This window comes from Sphingobacterium sp. UBA7631 (genome assembly GCF_002483935.1).
Classification (GTDB): Bacteria; Bacteroidota; Bacteroidia; order Sphingobacteriales; family Sphingobacteriaceae; genus Sphingobacterium; species Sphingobacterium multivorum.
The window spans coordinates 1,083,948-1,100,546 of sequence record NZ_DLIX01000010.1; the positions used below are offsets into that span (position 1 = coordinate 1,083,948).

Here is a 16,599-nt window from a genome sequence, read left to right on the forward strand (position 1 = left end):
TATTTAAGAAAACGCCAACTATAAAATAAGTTACTTTTTCTTGGGAAGAACAGATAAAATTCCTCCAATTAAATGTTTTTGGAACTCAGGTTCGTCATAGGACTCATCGGTATGTCCAAGCCCGGTATAGAAGACTTTCCCTCCATCGTAGCTCTGGGTCCAGGAGATTGGATGTTGATCCCCCATTTTTCCTCCTTGGTAGCTTTTTTCATCCAAATTCATCAACACATGCAATCCGTCCTTCACATCCTTGAAATTATACCATTCATCTTTGTGCCACCAGATCGGATCGAGGTGCTTGGTGGCCGGATGTTTTCTGTCCAGCACATCAATTTTGGCTTTTTGTACAGCAGGATGAGACGCAAAATACGCCCCTACAAGGCCGTTATACCATGGCCAATCAAACTCAGTATCCGTCGCTGCATGGATACCCACAAACCCTTTTCCCGATTGGATATACCGCACAAAAGCTTCCTGTTGCGCATTATCGAGAATATCGCCGGTTGTGCTCAGAAAGATAACGGCGTCATATTTGTTCAATCCCTGATCGGTAAACAGAGCTGCATCCTCCGAATGATCAGATTTTATCTTTTCTTTATCAAGCAATTGCTTAAGTACCTCTGCGCCCTTTTCGATGCTTCCGTGTCTAAACCCTTTTGTCTTGCTAAAGATCAATACTTGCCTTTGTGCCTGAACAGCAGCTGATATCCCCAACAGGAGAAACAGAAAAATGAAGATTCTATTCATGATATAAATGGTTATTATGATGATTAAAGTTTAGGTTTACTATTTTACGAAACGAAATCGCGATAAAAATAGCTGTGAAGAAAAGCCGTGCATTCTCCCGATACACGGCTTTTCTGTTTTATTATGGTGTGATTAGCTCACGGTAAAAATCAAGGCTTTCAATAATATCTTCCTCAGAAACGTAGATATCATATTGACAACTGCCAATTTGGTCAAGCAATGCAAAACCGATCTGATTGGACAAGTTTTTCTTATCATTTCGCATCAAATCCAACAAGGCTGTATCAATGGATGAATCAAATGTATAATCTTTAAAGTATTTTCTGAAGGTTTGGATCAAATCGTTTAATTCATCCAAAGGCAGACCATTCAATTTATGCGATAGATACCCCTCACAAATCATTCCCGCTGCAATAGCTTCTCCATGTAATAAAGGTGAAGCATCGTTCAACAAAGAGTATCCCTCAATAGCATGACCAATTGTATGACCAAAGTTTAATATTTTACGTAGTCCTTTTTCTTTCGGATCCTCAAGGATAACACGGTTTTTGATCGAAACAGAATGCTTGACCAAAGAATTGTCGATTTGATCGATCTCTAATGTTTTCACTCGCTCATAGTAAGCCCGATCGAAGATCAGTCCATGTTTAATTACTTCAGCAAAACCTGAGATTAACTGACGCTGATCTAGGGTTTTCAAAAACTGGCTTGAAATAAATACTGCTTGAGGTTGTGCAAAAGTTCCAATAATATTTTTCACACTGCCCATATCAATGCCGGTCTTACCTCCTACCGATGCATCTACCTGGGAAAGTAAAGTCGTCGGAATTTGAATAAAATCCATCCCTCTTTTGAAAGTTGACGCTGCAAATCCCCCCATATCGGTGACTACCCCACCACCCAGGTTGATCATCAACGAATGCCTATCCGCTCCGAAATCGAGCATATTATGCCATACGCCAATACAGAAATCAATATTTTTATTTTCCTCGCCAGGATCTACTTCTATCACGTCATAATTCGCCAAATTGGGTAAGGCCTGCTGAAATAAGGGTAAACAATTATCCAAGGTGTTGGTATCCACCAAGACGATGATCTTTGAGTAACTGCGCTCAGCTAAAAACGCCTCCAAAGAGGCCAACGTATCATCAAAATATACCTGATAGCCCAAACTTTCTATGACTTCCATTCTACGATTCTTTAAGGTTTAAGTTTTCTATTTACCAATATTGTTTAATATTACACCAATTTTATTTGCATCCCATCAAATTCAACAACATCTCCTGGTCGCAATTTGAGCCTTTTCCGGTAATCGACCTGCCCATTATACTTTACATACCCTTCCGCTACAACCCATTGAGCCATAGCACCATGCTCCACCCAATTTAAAGCTTTAAGTAACTGTATAAGCTGGATATATTCGCCCTCGATTTTAAATTCTTGCATTTCACAAAAATAGTGGTTTCACTGAGGAATACAAGAATTATCATCGTTTTAATGCTTAGTAAATTGCTACATTTGCCTTATTGCAAATAAAGATTATGATTGAGAATTCTGAGCCCAAGACATTATCCTTTGATAATACAGAGATTGCTTTTAAAAGTAAAAGCGATAAGGATTTGGAAAGAGCGTATTGGTTATTCAAAATAATAGCGAATAACTTCTTGACAAAAGTAGGTCCATCCATGACCAACTTTGCACTGAACATCGGATTACCTATCCAGGGTATCATCCGTAAAACAATCTTCAAGCATTTTTGTGGCGGAGAGACCATCGAAGGTTGCGAAAATGCGATTAACGAATTGGGAGAGAATGGTGTAGGAACAATATTGGATTATTCCGTTGAAGGAGAAGAAACTGAAAGTGCATTTGACGCTTGCTGCAACGAGGTATTGCGCACCGTAGTCGCGGCCAGTAAAAACAAATACATTCCATTTTCAGTATTTAAACCAACTGGATTAGGCCGATTTGAACTGTTTGAAAAAGTCAATGCAAAGGAAGCCTTGACAGAAAGTGAACAGGCAGAATACCAACGTATGTTGGATCGTACCGATCGCATCTGTAAAGCTTGTCATGCAGCTGGTGTAAAAGTTTTAGTAGATGCTGAACATTCATGGATCCAAGATGCAATTGACGATATCGCTCGTGAAATGATGGAAAAATACAATATGGAAAAACCAATTGTATATAATACTTATCAATTGTACCGTAGTGATAAGTTGGCATCTTTGAAAGCTGACTTTGAATACGCCAAAGTTAGAGGATTTCACATGGGTGCTAAGATCGTTCGTGGTGCCTATATGGAGATCGAACGTGCTCGCGCTGCGCAAAAAGGTTATTCCGATCCCATCCAGCCAAATAAAGAAGCTTCCGATAGAGATTATAATGAAGCTATTGAATTTATCTTGGACCATCTGGACAACTTTGGACTAATGGCGGGTACACACAATGAGGACAGTAGCATGCTACTTGCAAAGGAAATTGACAGACGCGGTATCGACAGATCAATCGACCGTATTTACTTTGCACAATTATTGGGTATGTCTGATAACCTGAGCTTCAATTTAGCTGCACACGGCTACAATGTTGCCAAATACATGCCTTACGGACCGGTGAAAGCAGTGATGCCATACCTTTTCCGTAGAGCACAGGAAAATACTTCAGTCGCAGGAGCGACAGGTCGGGAGCTCGGGCTTTTGATCAAAGAAAAACAAAGAAGAAAAGCTAGTCGATAACGACTAGCTTTTTTTATAATTGGCGCGCATCAAGTCCATCTACTCAAGGAACTATGCTCAAATGGTCTCCAAGAAACACCCTACTTTTGAAAAGCACAAAAGCACTTCACCTATCGCTCCCCTTCGCACTTTTGAAACAAGCTAATTACAAAATCATTCCATATTCTTGAAACAATTATTTATGTTTGCAAACTTTTCCCTTAAAACAAAGTTCATACTGGAAGGGTGCTCCCGCGGAGCTTAAAAGAATAAGATTTGAAATGGAAGAAAAACTTAGATTATTTGATCTTGCACGTCAACAGATGGGCAAATACCCCAATCTTGATATGTTTGCGCACAAAGTGGACGGCAAGTGGAATTATATCAAAACAGCAGATTTTCTTGAACAAGTAGACAACCTCTCCAAAGGGCTGATTGAACTTGGCGTGAAACCCAGCGAGAAAGTTGGTCTCATTGCCGGCAGTAGCATGGAATGGCATATGATTGACTTTGCAATCCAGCAAATTGGTGCAGTCGTGGTGGCCATCTATCCAAATATTACCGATACAGACTATCAATATATTTTTAATGATGCCGAAATCAGGGTTTGTATCGTCAGTAACAAAAGCTTGTACGATCGCCTAATGAATCTAACCGATTCAATCTATACATTGAAGTATCTTTTTTGTATCGCCGAACAGGAAGGAACACGCAGCTGGAAAGAACTTAATGATATAGGCTCCAATTGCTCCCCAGAAAAACTAGCAGTGCTCCGCGATCAAATCAAACCTGAAGATCTCGCTACCCTGATCTACACTTCTGGAACCACGGGCAAACCAAAAGGCGTCATGCTGTCACACAATAATATATTTTCCAATGTGTTAGGTGCAGCAGAAATTACACCCTGCAAGGCTTACGACCGCGGATTGACCTTCCTGCCACCCTGCCACGCCTACGAACGCATGGTTTTATATACCTACATGTATCTCGGCTTTACGATCTATATCGCAGAATCTTTTGATAAAATAGGTGATAATCTGAAGGAAGTAAAACCTCATATCATGACCGTTGTCCCTCGTATTCTGGAAAAAGTTTACGAGAAAATCATGAAAACAGGCCACGATCTCACTGGTTTCAAACGAAAAGTATTTGATTGGGCTGTCTCAGTCGCTGAAGAATATGATCCAAATCCTGAAAAAAGAAGCCTATCCTATAATCTCAAACTAAAGCTTGCCAAGAAACTTGTCCTTAACAAATGGTATGAGGCTTTGGGTGGCGAATTGCTTACCGTTGCCTCTGGATCAGCCTCTCTTCACAGCAAGTTAACACGTGCCTTCTTAGCTGCAGGAATTCCATTATATGAGGGTTACGGCATGACCGAAGCCTCCCCACTCATTTCAGTCAATCATTATATCAAAGGTATTCGCATTGGCACTGTTGGACTTCCTGTACGTTTTGTTGAAATAAAACTCGCCGAAGACGGAGAGATATTGGTAAAAGGTCCCAACGTCATGATGGGCTATTATAAGAATAAGGCAGAGACGGATAAAACCATCATTGATGGATGGTTGCACACCGGAGATATCGGGAAGTGGGAAGATGAAAAATTCTTAAAAATCATTGACCGAAAAAAAGAGATGTTCAAAATTTCGGGTGGAAAGTACGTTATACCACAACCTATCGAAACCAAGCTCGTTGAATCTAAGTTTATAGAACAGGCAATGGTAATCGGTGACGGGATGAAATTTGCCTCTGCCTTTATTGTGCCAAACTATGCCCATTTATTGGATTGGGCCAGAACAGATGCTCCTGAACTTGCAACCATGACAAAGGACGATTTTCTGACTGACCCTGCCATTGTAAAAAAAGTCAATCAGGAGGTGCGCCGTGCAAACCAGCATTTTGGTAACTGGGAGCAGATCAAGAAACCGATTATTTTAACCGACGAATTTACAATTGAAAATGGAGAGTTAACACCAACCTTAAAAATGAAACGGAAGGTCATTCTCGAACATCATCAAGAAGAGTTCAATAACCTCTATCAAATGGAGATGGATTAAGGATCAATTGATCAAAATTTTGACATAGCACGCTATATTTATACAAGTAAAACATGAAATTATTAAAGGATAGAATCCTTCATGACGGTAAAAGTCTCGCAGGAGGCATACTTAAAGTAGACAACTTCATCAATCACCAGATGGACCCCGTATTGATGAAATCTATTGCAGTGGAATTTGTCCGCCGTTTTGCAGACCTCCCGATCAATAAAATCATTACAATTGAAGCAAGCGGAATAGCCCCAGCGATTATGCTTGGCTACCTTTTAGAACTCCCGGTTGTATTTGTAAAAAAAGCAAAACCCACGACCATGGCCGATATGTATGTGAGCCAGGTGCATTCATTTACTAAGAACCGAACCTATGACATCTGTGTCAGCAAAGAGTTTCTTACGCCGAGCGACAATGTTCTTTTTATAGACGATTTTTTGGCCAATGGAAATGCTGCTTTTGGTATGCTCGATCTCGTTAAACAATCGGGGGCTTCAGTATTGGGCATGGGATTTATTATCGAAAAATCCTTCCAGGAAGGTGGCAAAAGATTAAGAGAATTGTCCGATTTAAGAATTGAATCGTTAGCGCGGATAAAGTCGCTTGAAGTGAATAAAGTCAGTTTCGAAGAAGACTAGCAAAAAGAAAAGCCTCATCTCCCTAAAGATTGAGGCTTTTATATTCAAACAACAAGATAAATTCTTTCTAATCCCAACGGTAGTCGTTGTAAAAATCTTCAGGATGTCTGCTAATTGCAACATCTTTTACAATCCGGATATTGGCTGCTCCCAAGTTGACATTCAACATAAACGAAGGCACGTTTGATGAAAAATTCCAACGGCCATTGCGCATATACACGTAACCTCCTCTGTAAGGGTCATAGAATGTTTTGTAATCTCTAAAGTATACATGGTGTCTACTATCGTAACGATGTGCACTTGCCCAGGCCGGTGCTCCATGACGGTACCCTTTTCGGTATGACTTAGCTACTTCTTTATGATACTTACGGTCTTCTTTTTCGCGTTTTTCTAAATATTTTCGATATTCCTTATCCCTTTTCTCTTCATATTTTCTACGCTCTTTGTCCTGTTTCCACTCACGTTCATGTCCCCGATACTGAGCGGACGATTGTTGTGGAGCCATTAAGACAAGTCCTCCTATTGCCAACGCGAAGTATATCATCTTTCTCATAACAGTATAATTTAAATTTAAAAATTAATTTCACTCCGCCTGTGTTTCATTCTTTTTTACAAGCGTTTCTATGGGTATGACATCAATGTTTGAACAAAGGTTTAATCGGTCAAGATGAATTTAATTTGTGCCGCAATATATAGAATCCATTATTCCAATTTAACGTATCTTTGTACCATGTCAAATACGGGATATATCACTGAAGATACCATTGTTGCATTAGCGACATCTTCTGGAACAAATGGAGCTATCGCTGTCATACGCGTTTCGGGTCAGAATGCCATAAAAATTACAAACGAAATATTTAAAGGAAAGAACCTGCTTCAACAAGCATCGCATACTATCCATTTTGGAACCATAAGGGATGGCGAAGAGATTATAGATGAAGTACTTGTTTCTTTATTTGTAGCCCCGAACTCCTACACGAGAGAAAATTCGGTGGAAATATCAACGCACAACTCCAAATATATTATCGAGCGCGTTGTAAATTTACTGATCAAAAAAGGAGCACGTGCTGCTCGTCCGGGAGAATTTACCCTACGTGCATTTCTCAATGGCGGCATGGATTTATCGCAAGCAGAAGCAGTTGCCGATTTAATTGCATCCAATTCTGCAGCTTCGCATCAAGTGGCGATGCAACAAATGCGGGGCGGTTTCTCCAATCAGCTTAAATCCCTTCGTGAAGATCTCATTCACTTTGCATCACTAATTGAATTAGAGCTTGATTTTTCGGAAGAAGATGTGGAATTTGCGAACAGGGATCAGCTAAAAAATCTAATCAACAAAATACAGGTCATTGTTCAAAAATTAATACAATCTTTTGAACAAGGTAACGTCCTTAAAAATGGTGTTCCTGTTGTCATTGCCGGGAAACCGAATGTTGGAAAATCAACCCTATTGAATGCTTTCTTAAATGAAGAACGTGCCATTGTTTCCGATATTGCAGGGACTACGCGTGATACTATTGAAGATGAAATTAATATTCATGGCGTCACATTCCGATTTATTGACACTGCAGGTATACGTGAGACGGCAGATGTTATTGAAGCAAAAGGAGTTGAACGCACCCGTGAAAAGATGAAACAGGCACGATTGATCATTTATCTTTTCGATCCTACACAGGACAAAGTTGAAGAAGTACAAGCTCAATTACCAGAAATCGAGCGACTACAAATTCCATTTGTCACCATTATCAATAAATCAGATTTGCTTTCTGAGGCGCAAAAAGACGTTTACAATGTCCTTAATCCGCTCTACATTTCAGCAAAAGAGCAAATTGGCGTCGAGGAATTGAAAGACGAATTGATCAATCGTGTACAATTAGGAAATTTAAATACAGATGATGTTATGGTCACCAACATCCGTCACGTAGAAGCGCTACAAAAAACAGCAGATTCACTTGAACGCGTGATCTATGGTATTGACAATCCTGTCACTTCTGATTTCCTAGCAATGGATATCCGCCAAGCGCTATATCATCTTGGTGAAATCACGGGAAGTGTTTCGACAGACGATTTATTGGATAATATCTTCTCGAAATTCTGCATTGGCAAGTAAATCATAGCCTTAATGATCGCGTTATACAACAAAGAGCAAGGTCCGACCATGGTCGGACCTTGCTCTTATTAGTGAAAAAAAACATACAAATCCAGCGCAGACCAAAGCCAAGAACTAATTGGCTTCAAGTTGAATATCACCCGAAATTAGTCCTTTACTTTTTGCCCTTACCTGTATTTTGCCTTTGTTTTTGCTCGTGACAATCGCCAAGGCTTTACCATGAAAAGCATTGCGGGAAGCAGATTGGAAGCTCGTCAGATCCGTCGTATTGCCATTGTCTGTCGCCACAATTTTTGCACCATCTCCCTCCACCTCAAATTCGATTTTATCGTCTGCATCAGGAACGATCGTGCCAAACTCGTCCACGATATAAGCATGTACAAAGGAAAGTTCTTTATTTGCCGAATTGAAAGTCACATTTTCTGCAAACAATTGTATATGATGCGCTTTCGTTGCGGTACGGATCGTTTTACTTAGCAGTTTCTTGCCACCTTGAAACGATACTACTTCAATCTCCCCTGGTTTGAATTCAACAGCTTTAAATACAAGGTCGTACCGATCTGGGTCTTTGGACTGCTCCCTTATCTTTTTACCGTTCAGATAAAGCTCCACCCGGTCAGCCTGATTAAAATATACTACGATATCTACCCGATCACCTTGCTTCCAATTCCAATGAGGCAATACATGTAAGACCGCCTTTTCTGTCCATACGCTTTGATACAGATAGTAGACATCTTTCGGAAATCCAGCTAGATCCACAATACCAAAGTACGAACTTCGTGCCGGCCAGGTGTAGGGTGTGGGTTCGCCGAGATAATCAAATCCAGTCCATACATACATGCCCGCAATATGGTCGTACTTTTCCATCAACCTCAAGCTTGTCTGATGATTTGATCCCCATGGTGTAAATACATTGTCGTAAGCCGATATGTTCCTGTCTTTGTTCCCGTCAGAAAAGGGAATATCCCATCGTTCTGGCCACATGCGACTAGAATCATGTGGCACCAAATCATACGTTCCGCGGCTTTCCAATGCCGAAGTACTTTCCGTTACGATAAACTTCTTTTCAGGATGATCTTGTGGGAAGCTTGCCCATTTCTTATGGTTATAGTTGTAGCCAATCAAATCTACCGCCGAACTCATCAGCACCGGATTGGCTTTGGAGAGCTCATTATTGGCAATGGTGGTCGGACGTGTGCCATCCAGACTATCGACAATTGCTGCCAGCGCAATCGGAATCGCTGCACCATCAGCTTTGGAATGCCATTGCTCCTGCGCTTCATTGCCCAGGCACCATATAAACAACGACGGATGATTCCGGTCCCTTTTGATATGGTCAACAAAGTCCCGCTTGTACCATTCGTCCCAATATAAATGATAGTCATAGGGATTTTTACGCCCTTTCCAGACATCGAAGGTTTCACTCATCACAACAAAACCCAAGCTATCGCAGAGGTCCAAAAACGCTGGCGCCGCAGGATTGTGTGATGTCCGTATTCCATTCACCCCCATTTCTTTCATGATGCGAAGCTGACGTAATGCTGCAGATCGGTTGAATGCCATGCCCAAAGCGCCGAGATCACTATGTAAACAGACCCCACGGATTTTAAGCGGCCTCCCATTGAGCATAAAGCCCTGTTGCTGATCGAAGCTAAAATTACGTAAGCCAAATTTCGTAAGCTGTTCATCTACAACCCGACCATCAACAATAAGTTTAATCTTTGCTGTATATTGATAGGGATTTTCGATACCCCATAAGATGGGATTTTCGAGGACTATCTGCTGATCGAGGGGATGCAGACCTGCCTTGAGGGCGTTCAACGTAGTACGTTTACTCGCTAGAACAGCACCTTGAGCTGAAAGCACCTCTGTCAACAACATCATGTTTTTAGATGCCTTAGGGCTATGCTCAATTTCCAGGGAGAGATCCACGACAGCACGTTTCTCACTGAGCTGCCCAGCTCTTATGAAGGTACTGTTCGTTCCTATGCTGACTGGATTCCGGCTGATTAATTTGACATCCCGATAGATCCCCGACCCCGAATAGAAACGCGAATTGGGCTGATTCTTATTGTTTACTTTTACTGAAAGCAGGTTTTCCCTACCATCCCAGTATAAATAAGGGGAAAGCTCATATTCAAATCCGATATAACCATTGGGTCTTTTTCCTAAGAAATGCCCATTGATCCAGACCTCACTGTTTTCGTATACACCTTCGAATGCAATAAATATCCGTTGCCCTCGCTCAGCCTGAGCCAACTTAAACGTTTTTTGATACCAGCCTACGCCACCATCGAGGTAAGCAGCCCCGCTACCTGCAGGGCTGTTTTCTCTAAATGGCATTTCGATACTCCAGTCATGTGGTAGACCGAGCTTTCGCCAGCCCTCTCCGTTTCGTCCATTGCTATATTGCTGGATGCTGTCCAGTTTAAACCACCAGCCCCCATTAAAATCAATAACCTTTCCGGACTGTCCACTTAAGGAGCCTGCGGTCGCAAATAAGAGGAAGAGCAGGATCATTATTCGGCTATACCCAGTATCAACTAATTGCTTCAGCATACATTTATGGGGTCTTATTGTTATCTTTGGCATCTCCGGCCAAACTCTCCTTGTAGGCCTTGCTGATAAAATTAAAGGTCAGCATAGCTGCTCCGTCGTTCGAAAGCACGGGATCTCGCAATACCGCCAATTGCATGGTATTCTCGGTCAACGACATAATACGGACATCGCCCCAGTCGACGACAATCCCATCTTGTGGTTTTCCATGTAAAGGCGAAGCCCCAGTCATGCGGATGGTTTTCTTTTCGGTGTCGATATTAAAAGTCCCCTTCTGGACTTTGCCCAGCATGGCATGATTCACGTTGATGTTTGCGCCGCCTTTCAGATCAAAAGTCATACTTCCATAATTGCCTGCCGGCATCAGCCAGCTATTGCCTTTCCAATCGGGTTCCCAGCTCCAGCTATCGCTGTTTAGGGGCGCAGCTGTTTTGTTGATGCTTCCCCACCAGTCACCGGTACCGTAAAAATACAGCGGACCTTTAAAGTAACGGGAGATACCGTCAGCATCTAGATCGAGATACCAGGTTTTCTCTTCCCCTGCCCCGCCCGTCAGTAAGGTCCAGGTCTCGTCACTGATAAATTCGGCATACATCTGATCGATTTTAAAGGTCACAGGCTCGCCGTAGACGATGCCACCACGCGTCTCGACACCAAATTTGACAGTGTACTCACCAGGGAAAGGCATTTTCAAGGTCACCTTTTTTTCCTGGCTCCGTCCCTGTGGATGCTCCCATAAAGCGGTGTATCTGGGATCCATCAAACTCGTTAAATACACAATATTGGGATTATTGGCATCATGTTCAATGGTAAACGCTTTACCCTTCTCCAACTGTGCCGATGTGACATCGATGTCTCCCAATATATAATTCTCAGGAGAACAGGCTCCAAAGAGTACCATCGCCGCAAAAAAGCAGATGGCATAGGTGAATATCTTTTTCATGTTTGTCTATTTATAATTCAACTAATAGTGAGTCCTCGTATACTTGTGTTTAGTTCCATCCAGCATTTTGTTTCAGTACACCATTGGATAAGGTAATCTGCTTATTGGGTATTTGCATAAATCCTTTCGTTGTCAAAAAACGCTCTTTAGTCACGATGACCTTCTCGGGTACAGATCCACTTAGCACATCCTCTGTTGTTTCTAGTGTTGCGGCGGCATTATTCAGCCCCTGCCGCAATACATCCCAATAGCGGATACCTTCAAACGCAAATTCAAATTTTCTTTCTTTCAGAATATTGTTTTTTGAAACTGCTAGCGACACAAAATTGGTCTTATAAGCTCTTTTTCTTACCTCATCAAAGTATTTCTGCGCGTTTGCGGAACCGAGTTCTGCCGCCATAAGCAAGACATCAGCATAGCGGATGACAAAGTAATCCTGGTCTTGGGACAGTTGCATATCCTTATCCCCACCTGTATTGGTGGTCCCATCCGGCAATGCCGTGGGGGCGTATTTTTTTATGGTGTAACCTGTATACTCACGCTGGTCTTTGAGGTCAAATCCAGTGATGTTCTCGCCATCGATATCAATAATTGAGGCGGTTTTGCGCGTATCCGTGTTGTCAAACTCATTGAAAAACTTTTTGCTTACCGTACATGCCCCCCATCCTTGGCCATAGGGCGACCAATTTTTTCCGCGCAAGCCCAGAAAGACGACCCAGCGGTTGCCATCAACATAACCGTTGTAGTTCGATGTATTGTTGAATTTCTGTGCAAATACAACCTCTGCATTTCCCTTGCCGGCATATTTGGAGATATCTAGTGTATTATTGCTTGCATTGGGGATATAACTCGCTGCTGGCCACAGATTTTTGAAATCAGCCACCAACGCAAACTGGCCGCTACCGATAACCTCTTCCAGTCCCGCCAGGGCTTCGGCTTTGGAGACACCGATATCCTCGCCACCATAATAACCTGAATAAAATAGATAAACACGGGCTAATAGCGCTTTTGCTGCAAATGGAGTAGCCCGGCCATCATTGGTTGCCGCAGCTGACTTGGGGTAAGCTGTGGCTGGGATATTGGCAGCCGCAAATTTAAGGTCCGAAACAATCAGTTGATAAATCGCTTTGGGATCCGACTGTGGAATATTCTCATTGGTCGGGCTCGTTAGCAAAGGTATGTTTTCGAATAGACGGACGAGATCAAAGTACATGGTCGCCCGTAGGAACTTCGTTTCCCCTTCAATACGTGCCCGCGCTGTTGTGTTGCCTGAAAAATCAGTGCCATCCAATTTTCCCAAGAGTGTATTGCAGCGAAAAATTCCCGCATAGTAATCAGACCAGGTACCATCAAAGATATTATTGTCCGATTGGGACTGCGCAATATCAAAACGGTCTATTGCCTGAAATGATCGACCGTCTGTTGTACCTGTTCCGCCAAAACAATTGTCGGCGGACACCTCTGCTGTCAGATAGAAAGATTGGCTCCCATTGGAGGTCGTCCGTTGATAACCATCATAACAGCCGACCAAAGCCATGTCAGCATCGGCTATGGTTTTATAAAAATTGCTTTCCAAAACGCTTGTCATCGGTTCGACATCCAAAAAACTGGATGAACATGATCCTAAGATTAAGGACCCAAATAACATGGAATGATAGATATAGCTCGTTTTTTTCATGATTTCTTGTGTTTAGAATTTAACATTTAGGCCAAATAATACAGTCCTTGGTCTTGGATAGTAACCAAGGTCGATACCCGACACCCAACCATCGGTTCCATAACCGATCTCGGGATCCATCCCATCATATTTGGTGAACGTGAACAGGTTTTGTCCTTGAACGTAGAAGCGGATCTGATTAGCATACTTCCATTTGATCAGCTTCGACAGATCATAACCTAAGGTCACATTGCTGATCCGAAGAAAGTCTCCATCCTGAATATAAAGGTCTGAAAACTGCCAATTGACATTCGTTTCCGTAACACGGGGAATTGTACTGGAAGTCTCCTCTCCGGTCCATCGGTCTAATATTCGCGTGGTATAGTTTGCTTGTTTATTGGCATGATTGCGGTAAGATTGTACAATTTTGTTTCCCAGGGAACCGTAGGCATTCACCGAGAAATCAAATCCTTTATAATCCAGTCCAATATTAAATCCATAAGTAAAATTAGGCATGCCCACACCCAGATTTGTCTTATCCGAGGCATTAATAATACCATCACTATTCTGGTCTACATATTTCACATCGCCCGGTTTCACATCCGCTTGAAGGATACCTTTCCCGGCTGTTTTCCAGGCGTCGATCTCGGCTTGGTTCTGGAATAGGCCGTCTGTCTTATACCCCCAGAAGTAGCCAATGGGTAGACCATTTGCAGCACGATAAAATTCTTCCGAATTATCGTATAACATGGCTGTCTGTCCATGGATAATGCCATCTTCAGTCGGAATCTGTCCCACCTTATTTTTGTTATAGGCACCATTTACCCCAAGACGATACTTGACTTCATTGATCTTATCCGCCCAATTTAGGCCCAATTCCACCCCTGTATTCTTCACGTCACCGCCATTGATAAAAGGGGGCAACGTTCCGGTTGTCGCCAAAACAGGCGCTGTAACCAGCCAGTTCTTGGTCTTTTTGACATAAAAATCGGCAACAACATTCAGGCGGCTGTTCGCAAATTTGGCGTCAAATCCAATATTGGTCTGTTCGGAAGTTTCCCAGGTCAGATTCGGATTGGATAAGCGGCTCGGATAAGCACCGGCGATATTATTATTGCTCGTTCCAAAGACATAATGTGCTCCGGGGTTGGAGGATGTAATGCCTGTTGAGGTACTGATGGGTGCCGCATATTGAAAATCAGCGATATCCTGGTTACCCACTTGCCCCCATGAAGCACGAAGTTTAAAGAAGTTTACAGCCGCTAAATGTTCTTTAAAAAACTCTTCCGAAGAAATTACCCAGCCTGCCGATACCGAAGGAAAATATCCCCAGCGATTGCTGCGCGAAAATTTAGAGGATCCATCTGCACGCAATGTAGCATTCAACAGGTACTTTTCCTTATAGTTGTAACCCAGCCGTCCAAAATAGGATACCCTGCGGGTGATGTTCTCTGGTTTTCCAGACACGGTACGCGTTTCGACGACGTTCCCTTTTTCGTCTAGGTGTGCCTGGCCTGTGGTATTATCCAAATAAGCATGTGCAAAATCATTGAACTGCGAAAGTAGATTCCAGTTGGACCCCGAAAGGTAAGTTCCCTGGTAACGTAGCGATTCCATACCAACCATAGCCGAAAAAAGATGATCCGTATGGATATCAAAGTCATAGGAAGCCGTATTTGTCCAGGTCAGCGTATGACCTTTGCTCATGTTCTGTGAGGTTGTTGTATGATCTTGGTTGTAGGTGTAGATGGAGAAGCGGTATAAGGGCGTAAAACTTCTGTATTCTGAAGCATAATAATTGAATCCCAGCAATGACCGGACCTTCAAGCCTTTGATCGGCTCAATCTCCGCAAATACATCCGCCAGTAATTTTTGGCCATCATTGGCATTGTTCGAATTGGTCATCATCACCCCATATGGATTGCTGTCCCCATTGTACCAAGGTGAATTGGAGGTATCATTGAAAGGACTTCCGTACAAGCCATTGTCCGAGTACACCGGTGACAAGGGCGAAGTCGCAAAAGCACCGCGTAAGGTATTATTGTACTGGTTGCCTACACCGATGCCCCGATTTTTGATGTAGTTAAAGTTAAGGTGCTGACCTATTTTCACAAAGTTATCGAAGAGTTTATGTTCCGAGTTCGTACGGAAACCATAACGCTGATAGTTGGAAACATCTTTACCACCGACAATTCCCTCCTGACCAATATAGTTCATCGATAAGGCGTAGGTGGATTTTTCATTGCCGCCAGTCAGGGCAACATTGTAATTGTCCATTTTTGCATTATCCTTAAACATGTAATCCATCCAATTGGTATTGGCCAGACCGTCCATGCTGTTAAAATCAATAACCCCAGCCCCCGAATTCAGCGATTGCTCATTCATGATCAGCTTGTACTGATCTGCATCCAGCAATTTTGCTTTACGCGAAACGTTCTGAATGCCTGTATAGCCATCAAACGACAGCACATTTTTTCCCGCAGCGCCCATTTTAGTGGTGACCAGAATAACCCCATTGGCAGCCTGCGAACCATAGATGGCGGCCGAAGCCGCGTCTTTCAATACGTCGATAGATTGGATATCGGCCGCATTTAAGACCGAAATATCCCCTCCCGGAACGCCATCGATGACGTACAAGGGGCCTGAATTGCCAATTGTTCCCAGCCCCCGTACGACCACCTTCATATCTGCTCCCGGCTGACCGGAAGTTGATGTAATGGATACACCCGGTGCTTGCCCCTGAAGCGACTGCAGCGGGTTTAATTGATTGCGCTTCTGTAGTTCTTCACCCTCCACCTTCAAATTGGCTCCTGTATTCAGTTTTTTCTTTTGTACACCGTAGCCGATAACCACCACCTCTTCAAGATCGGAAGCTTGCGGCTGCAGGCGGATCACCATATTGGGGCCAGTCACTGTAATTTCTTCGGTTTTGTACCCCACGTAGGTAACGATCAATACTGTCCCTGTGCTGGCCTTCAGTGCAAACTTGCCCGATTCATCACTGCTTGTTGAAATCTTCTGATTCTTTACTTTGATACTCGCTCCCCCGATCGGCAGTCCTGAATCAGCCGAGACAACCGATCCGGTAAAGGATTGTGCCCAGACCAAAGAGGTTACGCTGGTCATGACAACGACGGCCATGCCCCTGCTCAACAATTGTTTGCTTATCATATCTCTTGATTT

At 42.8% G+C, this 16,599-nt stretch carries 12 protein-coding genes; 4 read left to right on the forward strand and 8 right to left on the reverse strand.

What is annotated here, in order from left to right; genetic code table 11:
* Positions 1-30 precede the first annotated feature (30 nt).
* The 3 genes from B3P16_RS21220 to B3P16_RS21230 all read right to left on the reverse strand — a co-directional run bounded on the left by B3P16_RS21220 (position 31) and on the right by B3P16_RS21230 (position 2,193).
* Complete coding sequence (locus tag B3P16_RS21220) at positions 31-747, reverse strand: ThuA domain-containing protein (protein ID WP_070568723.1); 717 nt, start codon at positions 745-747, stop codon at positions 31-33.
* A gap of 121 nt (positions 748-868) precedes the next feature.
* Entirely contained in the window at positions 869-1,936 is a 1,068-nt protein-coding gene (gene aroB / locus B3P16_RS21225; RefSeq protein ID WP_070568725.1) for a 3-dehydroquinate synthase, read from the reverse strand.
* 50 nt (positions 1,937-1,986) lie between these two features.
* Positions 1,987-2,193, reverse strand: a complete 207-nt coding sequence (locus B3P16_RS21230) for an RNA-binding S4 domain-containing protein (protein WP_070568728.1) — start codon at positions 2,191-2,193, stop codon at positions 1,987-1,989.
* A 95-nt stretch (positions 2,194-2,288) separates the two neighbouring features.
* Here B3P16_RS21230 and B3P16_RS21235 point away from each other — a divergent pair, with 95 nt between their 5' ends.
* The 3 genes from B3P16_RS21235 (at position 2,289) to xpt (ending at position 6,150) form a co-directional block, all read left to right on the forward strand.
* Positions 2,289-3,482 carry a proline dehydrogenase family protein gene (locus B3P16_RS21235; RefSeq protein ID WP_046675892.1) on the forward strand — a complete coding sequence of 398 codons (1,194 nt, stop codon included), beginning with the start codon at positions 2,289-2,291 and terminating at the stop codon, positions 3,480-3,482.
* 260 nt (positions 3,483-3,742) lie between these two features.
* Positions 3,743-5,521, forward strand: a complete 1,779-nt coding sequence (locus B3P16_RS21240; protein ID WP_286844261.1) for an AMP-dependent synthetase/ligase — start codon at positions 3,743-3,745, stop codon at positions 5,519-5,521.
* Between the two features lie 53 nt (positions 5,522-5,574).
* Positions 5,575-6,150 carry a xanthine phosphoribosyltransferase gene (gene xpt, locus B3P16_RS21245; RefSeq protein ID WP_286844263.1) on the forward strand — a complete coding sequence of 192 codons (576 nt, stop codon included), beginning with the start codon at positions 5,575-5,577 and terminating at the stop codon, positions 6,148-6,150.
* Positions 6,151-6,217: 67 nt separating this feature from the next.
* Here the strand turns inward: xpt and B3P16_RS21250 are convergent, their stop codons facing one another.
* Positions 6,218-6,703: a hypothetical protein gene (locus B3P16_RS21250; protein ID WP_070568738.1), complete on the reverse strand. Its 486-nt coding sequence runs from the start codon at positions 6,701-6,703 to the stop codon at positions 6,218-6,220.
* Between the two features lie 177 nt (positions 6,704-6,880).
* On the opposite strand from B3P16_RS21250, the gene mnmE reads away from it, so the two are divergent.
* Positions 6,881-8,260 (forward strand): tRNA uridine-5-carboxymethylaminomethyl(34) synthesis GTPase MnmE, encoded by a 1,380-nt coding sequence (gene mnmE / locus B3P16_RS21255; protein WP_046675888.1) that lies wholly within the window; start codon positions 6,881-6,883, stop codon positions 8,258-8,260.
* Between the two features lie 114 nt (positions 8,261-8,374).
* Here mnmE and B3P16_RS21260 read toward each other — a convergent pair whose 3' ends face one another.
* The 4 genes from B3P16_RS21260 to B3P16_RS21275 are packed head-to-tail and all read right to left on the reverse strand — an operon-like array spanning position 8,375 to position 16,587.
* Positions 8,375-10,819, reverse strand: a complete 2,445-nt coding sequence (locus tag B3P16_RS21260; protein ID WP_286844265.1) for a glycoside hydrolase family 2 TIM barrel-domain containing protein — start codon at positions 10,817-10,819, stop codon at positions 8,375-8,377.
* 4 nt (positions 10,820-10,823) lie between these two features.
* Positions 10,824-11,759, reverse strand: coding sequence for a hypothetical protein (locus B3P16_RS21265; protein ID WP_286844266.1), 936 nt, complete (start codon positions 11,757-11,759; stop codon positions 10,824-10,826).
* A gap of 49 nt (positions 11,760-11,808) precedes the next feature.
* Positions 11,809-13,437, reverse strand: coding sequence for a RagB/SusD family nutrient uptake outer membrane protein (locus tag B3P16_RS21270; protein ID WP_070568747.1), 1,629 nt, complete (start codon positions 13,435-13,437; stop codon positions 11,809-11,811).
* 12 nt (positions 13,438-13,449) lie between these two features.
* Positions 13,450-16,587 carry a SusC/RagA family TonB-linked outer membrane protein gene (locus B3P16_RS21275; RefSeq protein ID WP_286844267.1) on the reverse strand — a complete coding sequence of 1,046 codons (3,138 nt, stop codon included), beginning with the start codon at positions 16,585-16,587 and terminating at the stop codon, positions 13,450-13,452.
* Positions 16,588-16,599 lie beyond the last annotated feature (12 nt).

Bases quoted from the DNA above. Each gene is read 5' to 3' on its own strand.
- B3P16_RS21220 (WP_070568723.1), bottom strand. From the start codon at position 747: ATGAATAGAATCTTCATTTTTCTGTTTCTCCTGTTGGGGATATCAGCT.
- aroB (WP_070568725.1), bottom strand. From the start codon at position 1,936: ATGGAAGTCATAGAAAGTTTGGGCTATCAGGTATATTTTGATGATACG.
- B3P16_RS21230 (WP_070568728.1), bottom strand. From the start codon at position 2,193: ATGCAAGAATTTAAAATCGAGGGCGAATATATCCAGCTTATACAGTTA.
- B3P16_RS21235 (WP_046675892.1), top strand. From the start codon at position 2,289: ATGATTGAGAATTCTGAGCCCAAGACATTATCCTTTGATAATACAGAG.
- B3P16_RS21240 (WP_286844261.1), top strand. From the start codon at position 3,743: ATGGAAGAAAAACTTAGATTATTTGATCTTGCACGTCAACAGATGGGC.
- xpt (WP_286844263.1), top strand. From the start codon at position 5,575: ATGAAATTATTAAAGGATAGAATCCTTCATGACGGTAAAAGTCTCGCA.
- B3P16_RS21250 (WP_070568738.1), bottom strand. From the start codon at position 6,703: ATGAGAAAGATGATATACTTCGCGTTGGCAATAGGAGGACTTGTCTTA.
- mnmE (WP_046675888.1), top strand. From the start codon at position 6,881: ATGTCAAATACGGGATATATCACTGAAGATACCATTGTTGCATTAGCG.
- B3P16_RS21260 (WP_286844265.1), bottom strand. From the start codon at position 10,819: ATGCTGAAGCAATTAGTTGATACTGGGTATAGCCGAATAATGATCCTG.
- B3P16_RS21265 (WP_286844266.1), bottom strand. From the start codon at position 11,759: ATGAAAAAGATATTCACCTATGCCATCTGCTTTTTTGCGGCGATGGTA.
- B3P16_RS21270 (WP_070568747.1), bottom strand. From the start codon at position 13,437: ATGAAAAAAACGAGCTATATCTATCATTCCATGTTATTTGGGTCCTTA.
- B3P16_RS21275 (WP_286844267.1), bottom strand. From the start codon at position 16,587: ATGATAAGCAAACAATTGTTGAGCAGGGGCATGGCCGTCGTTGTCATG.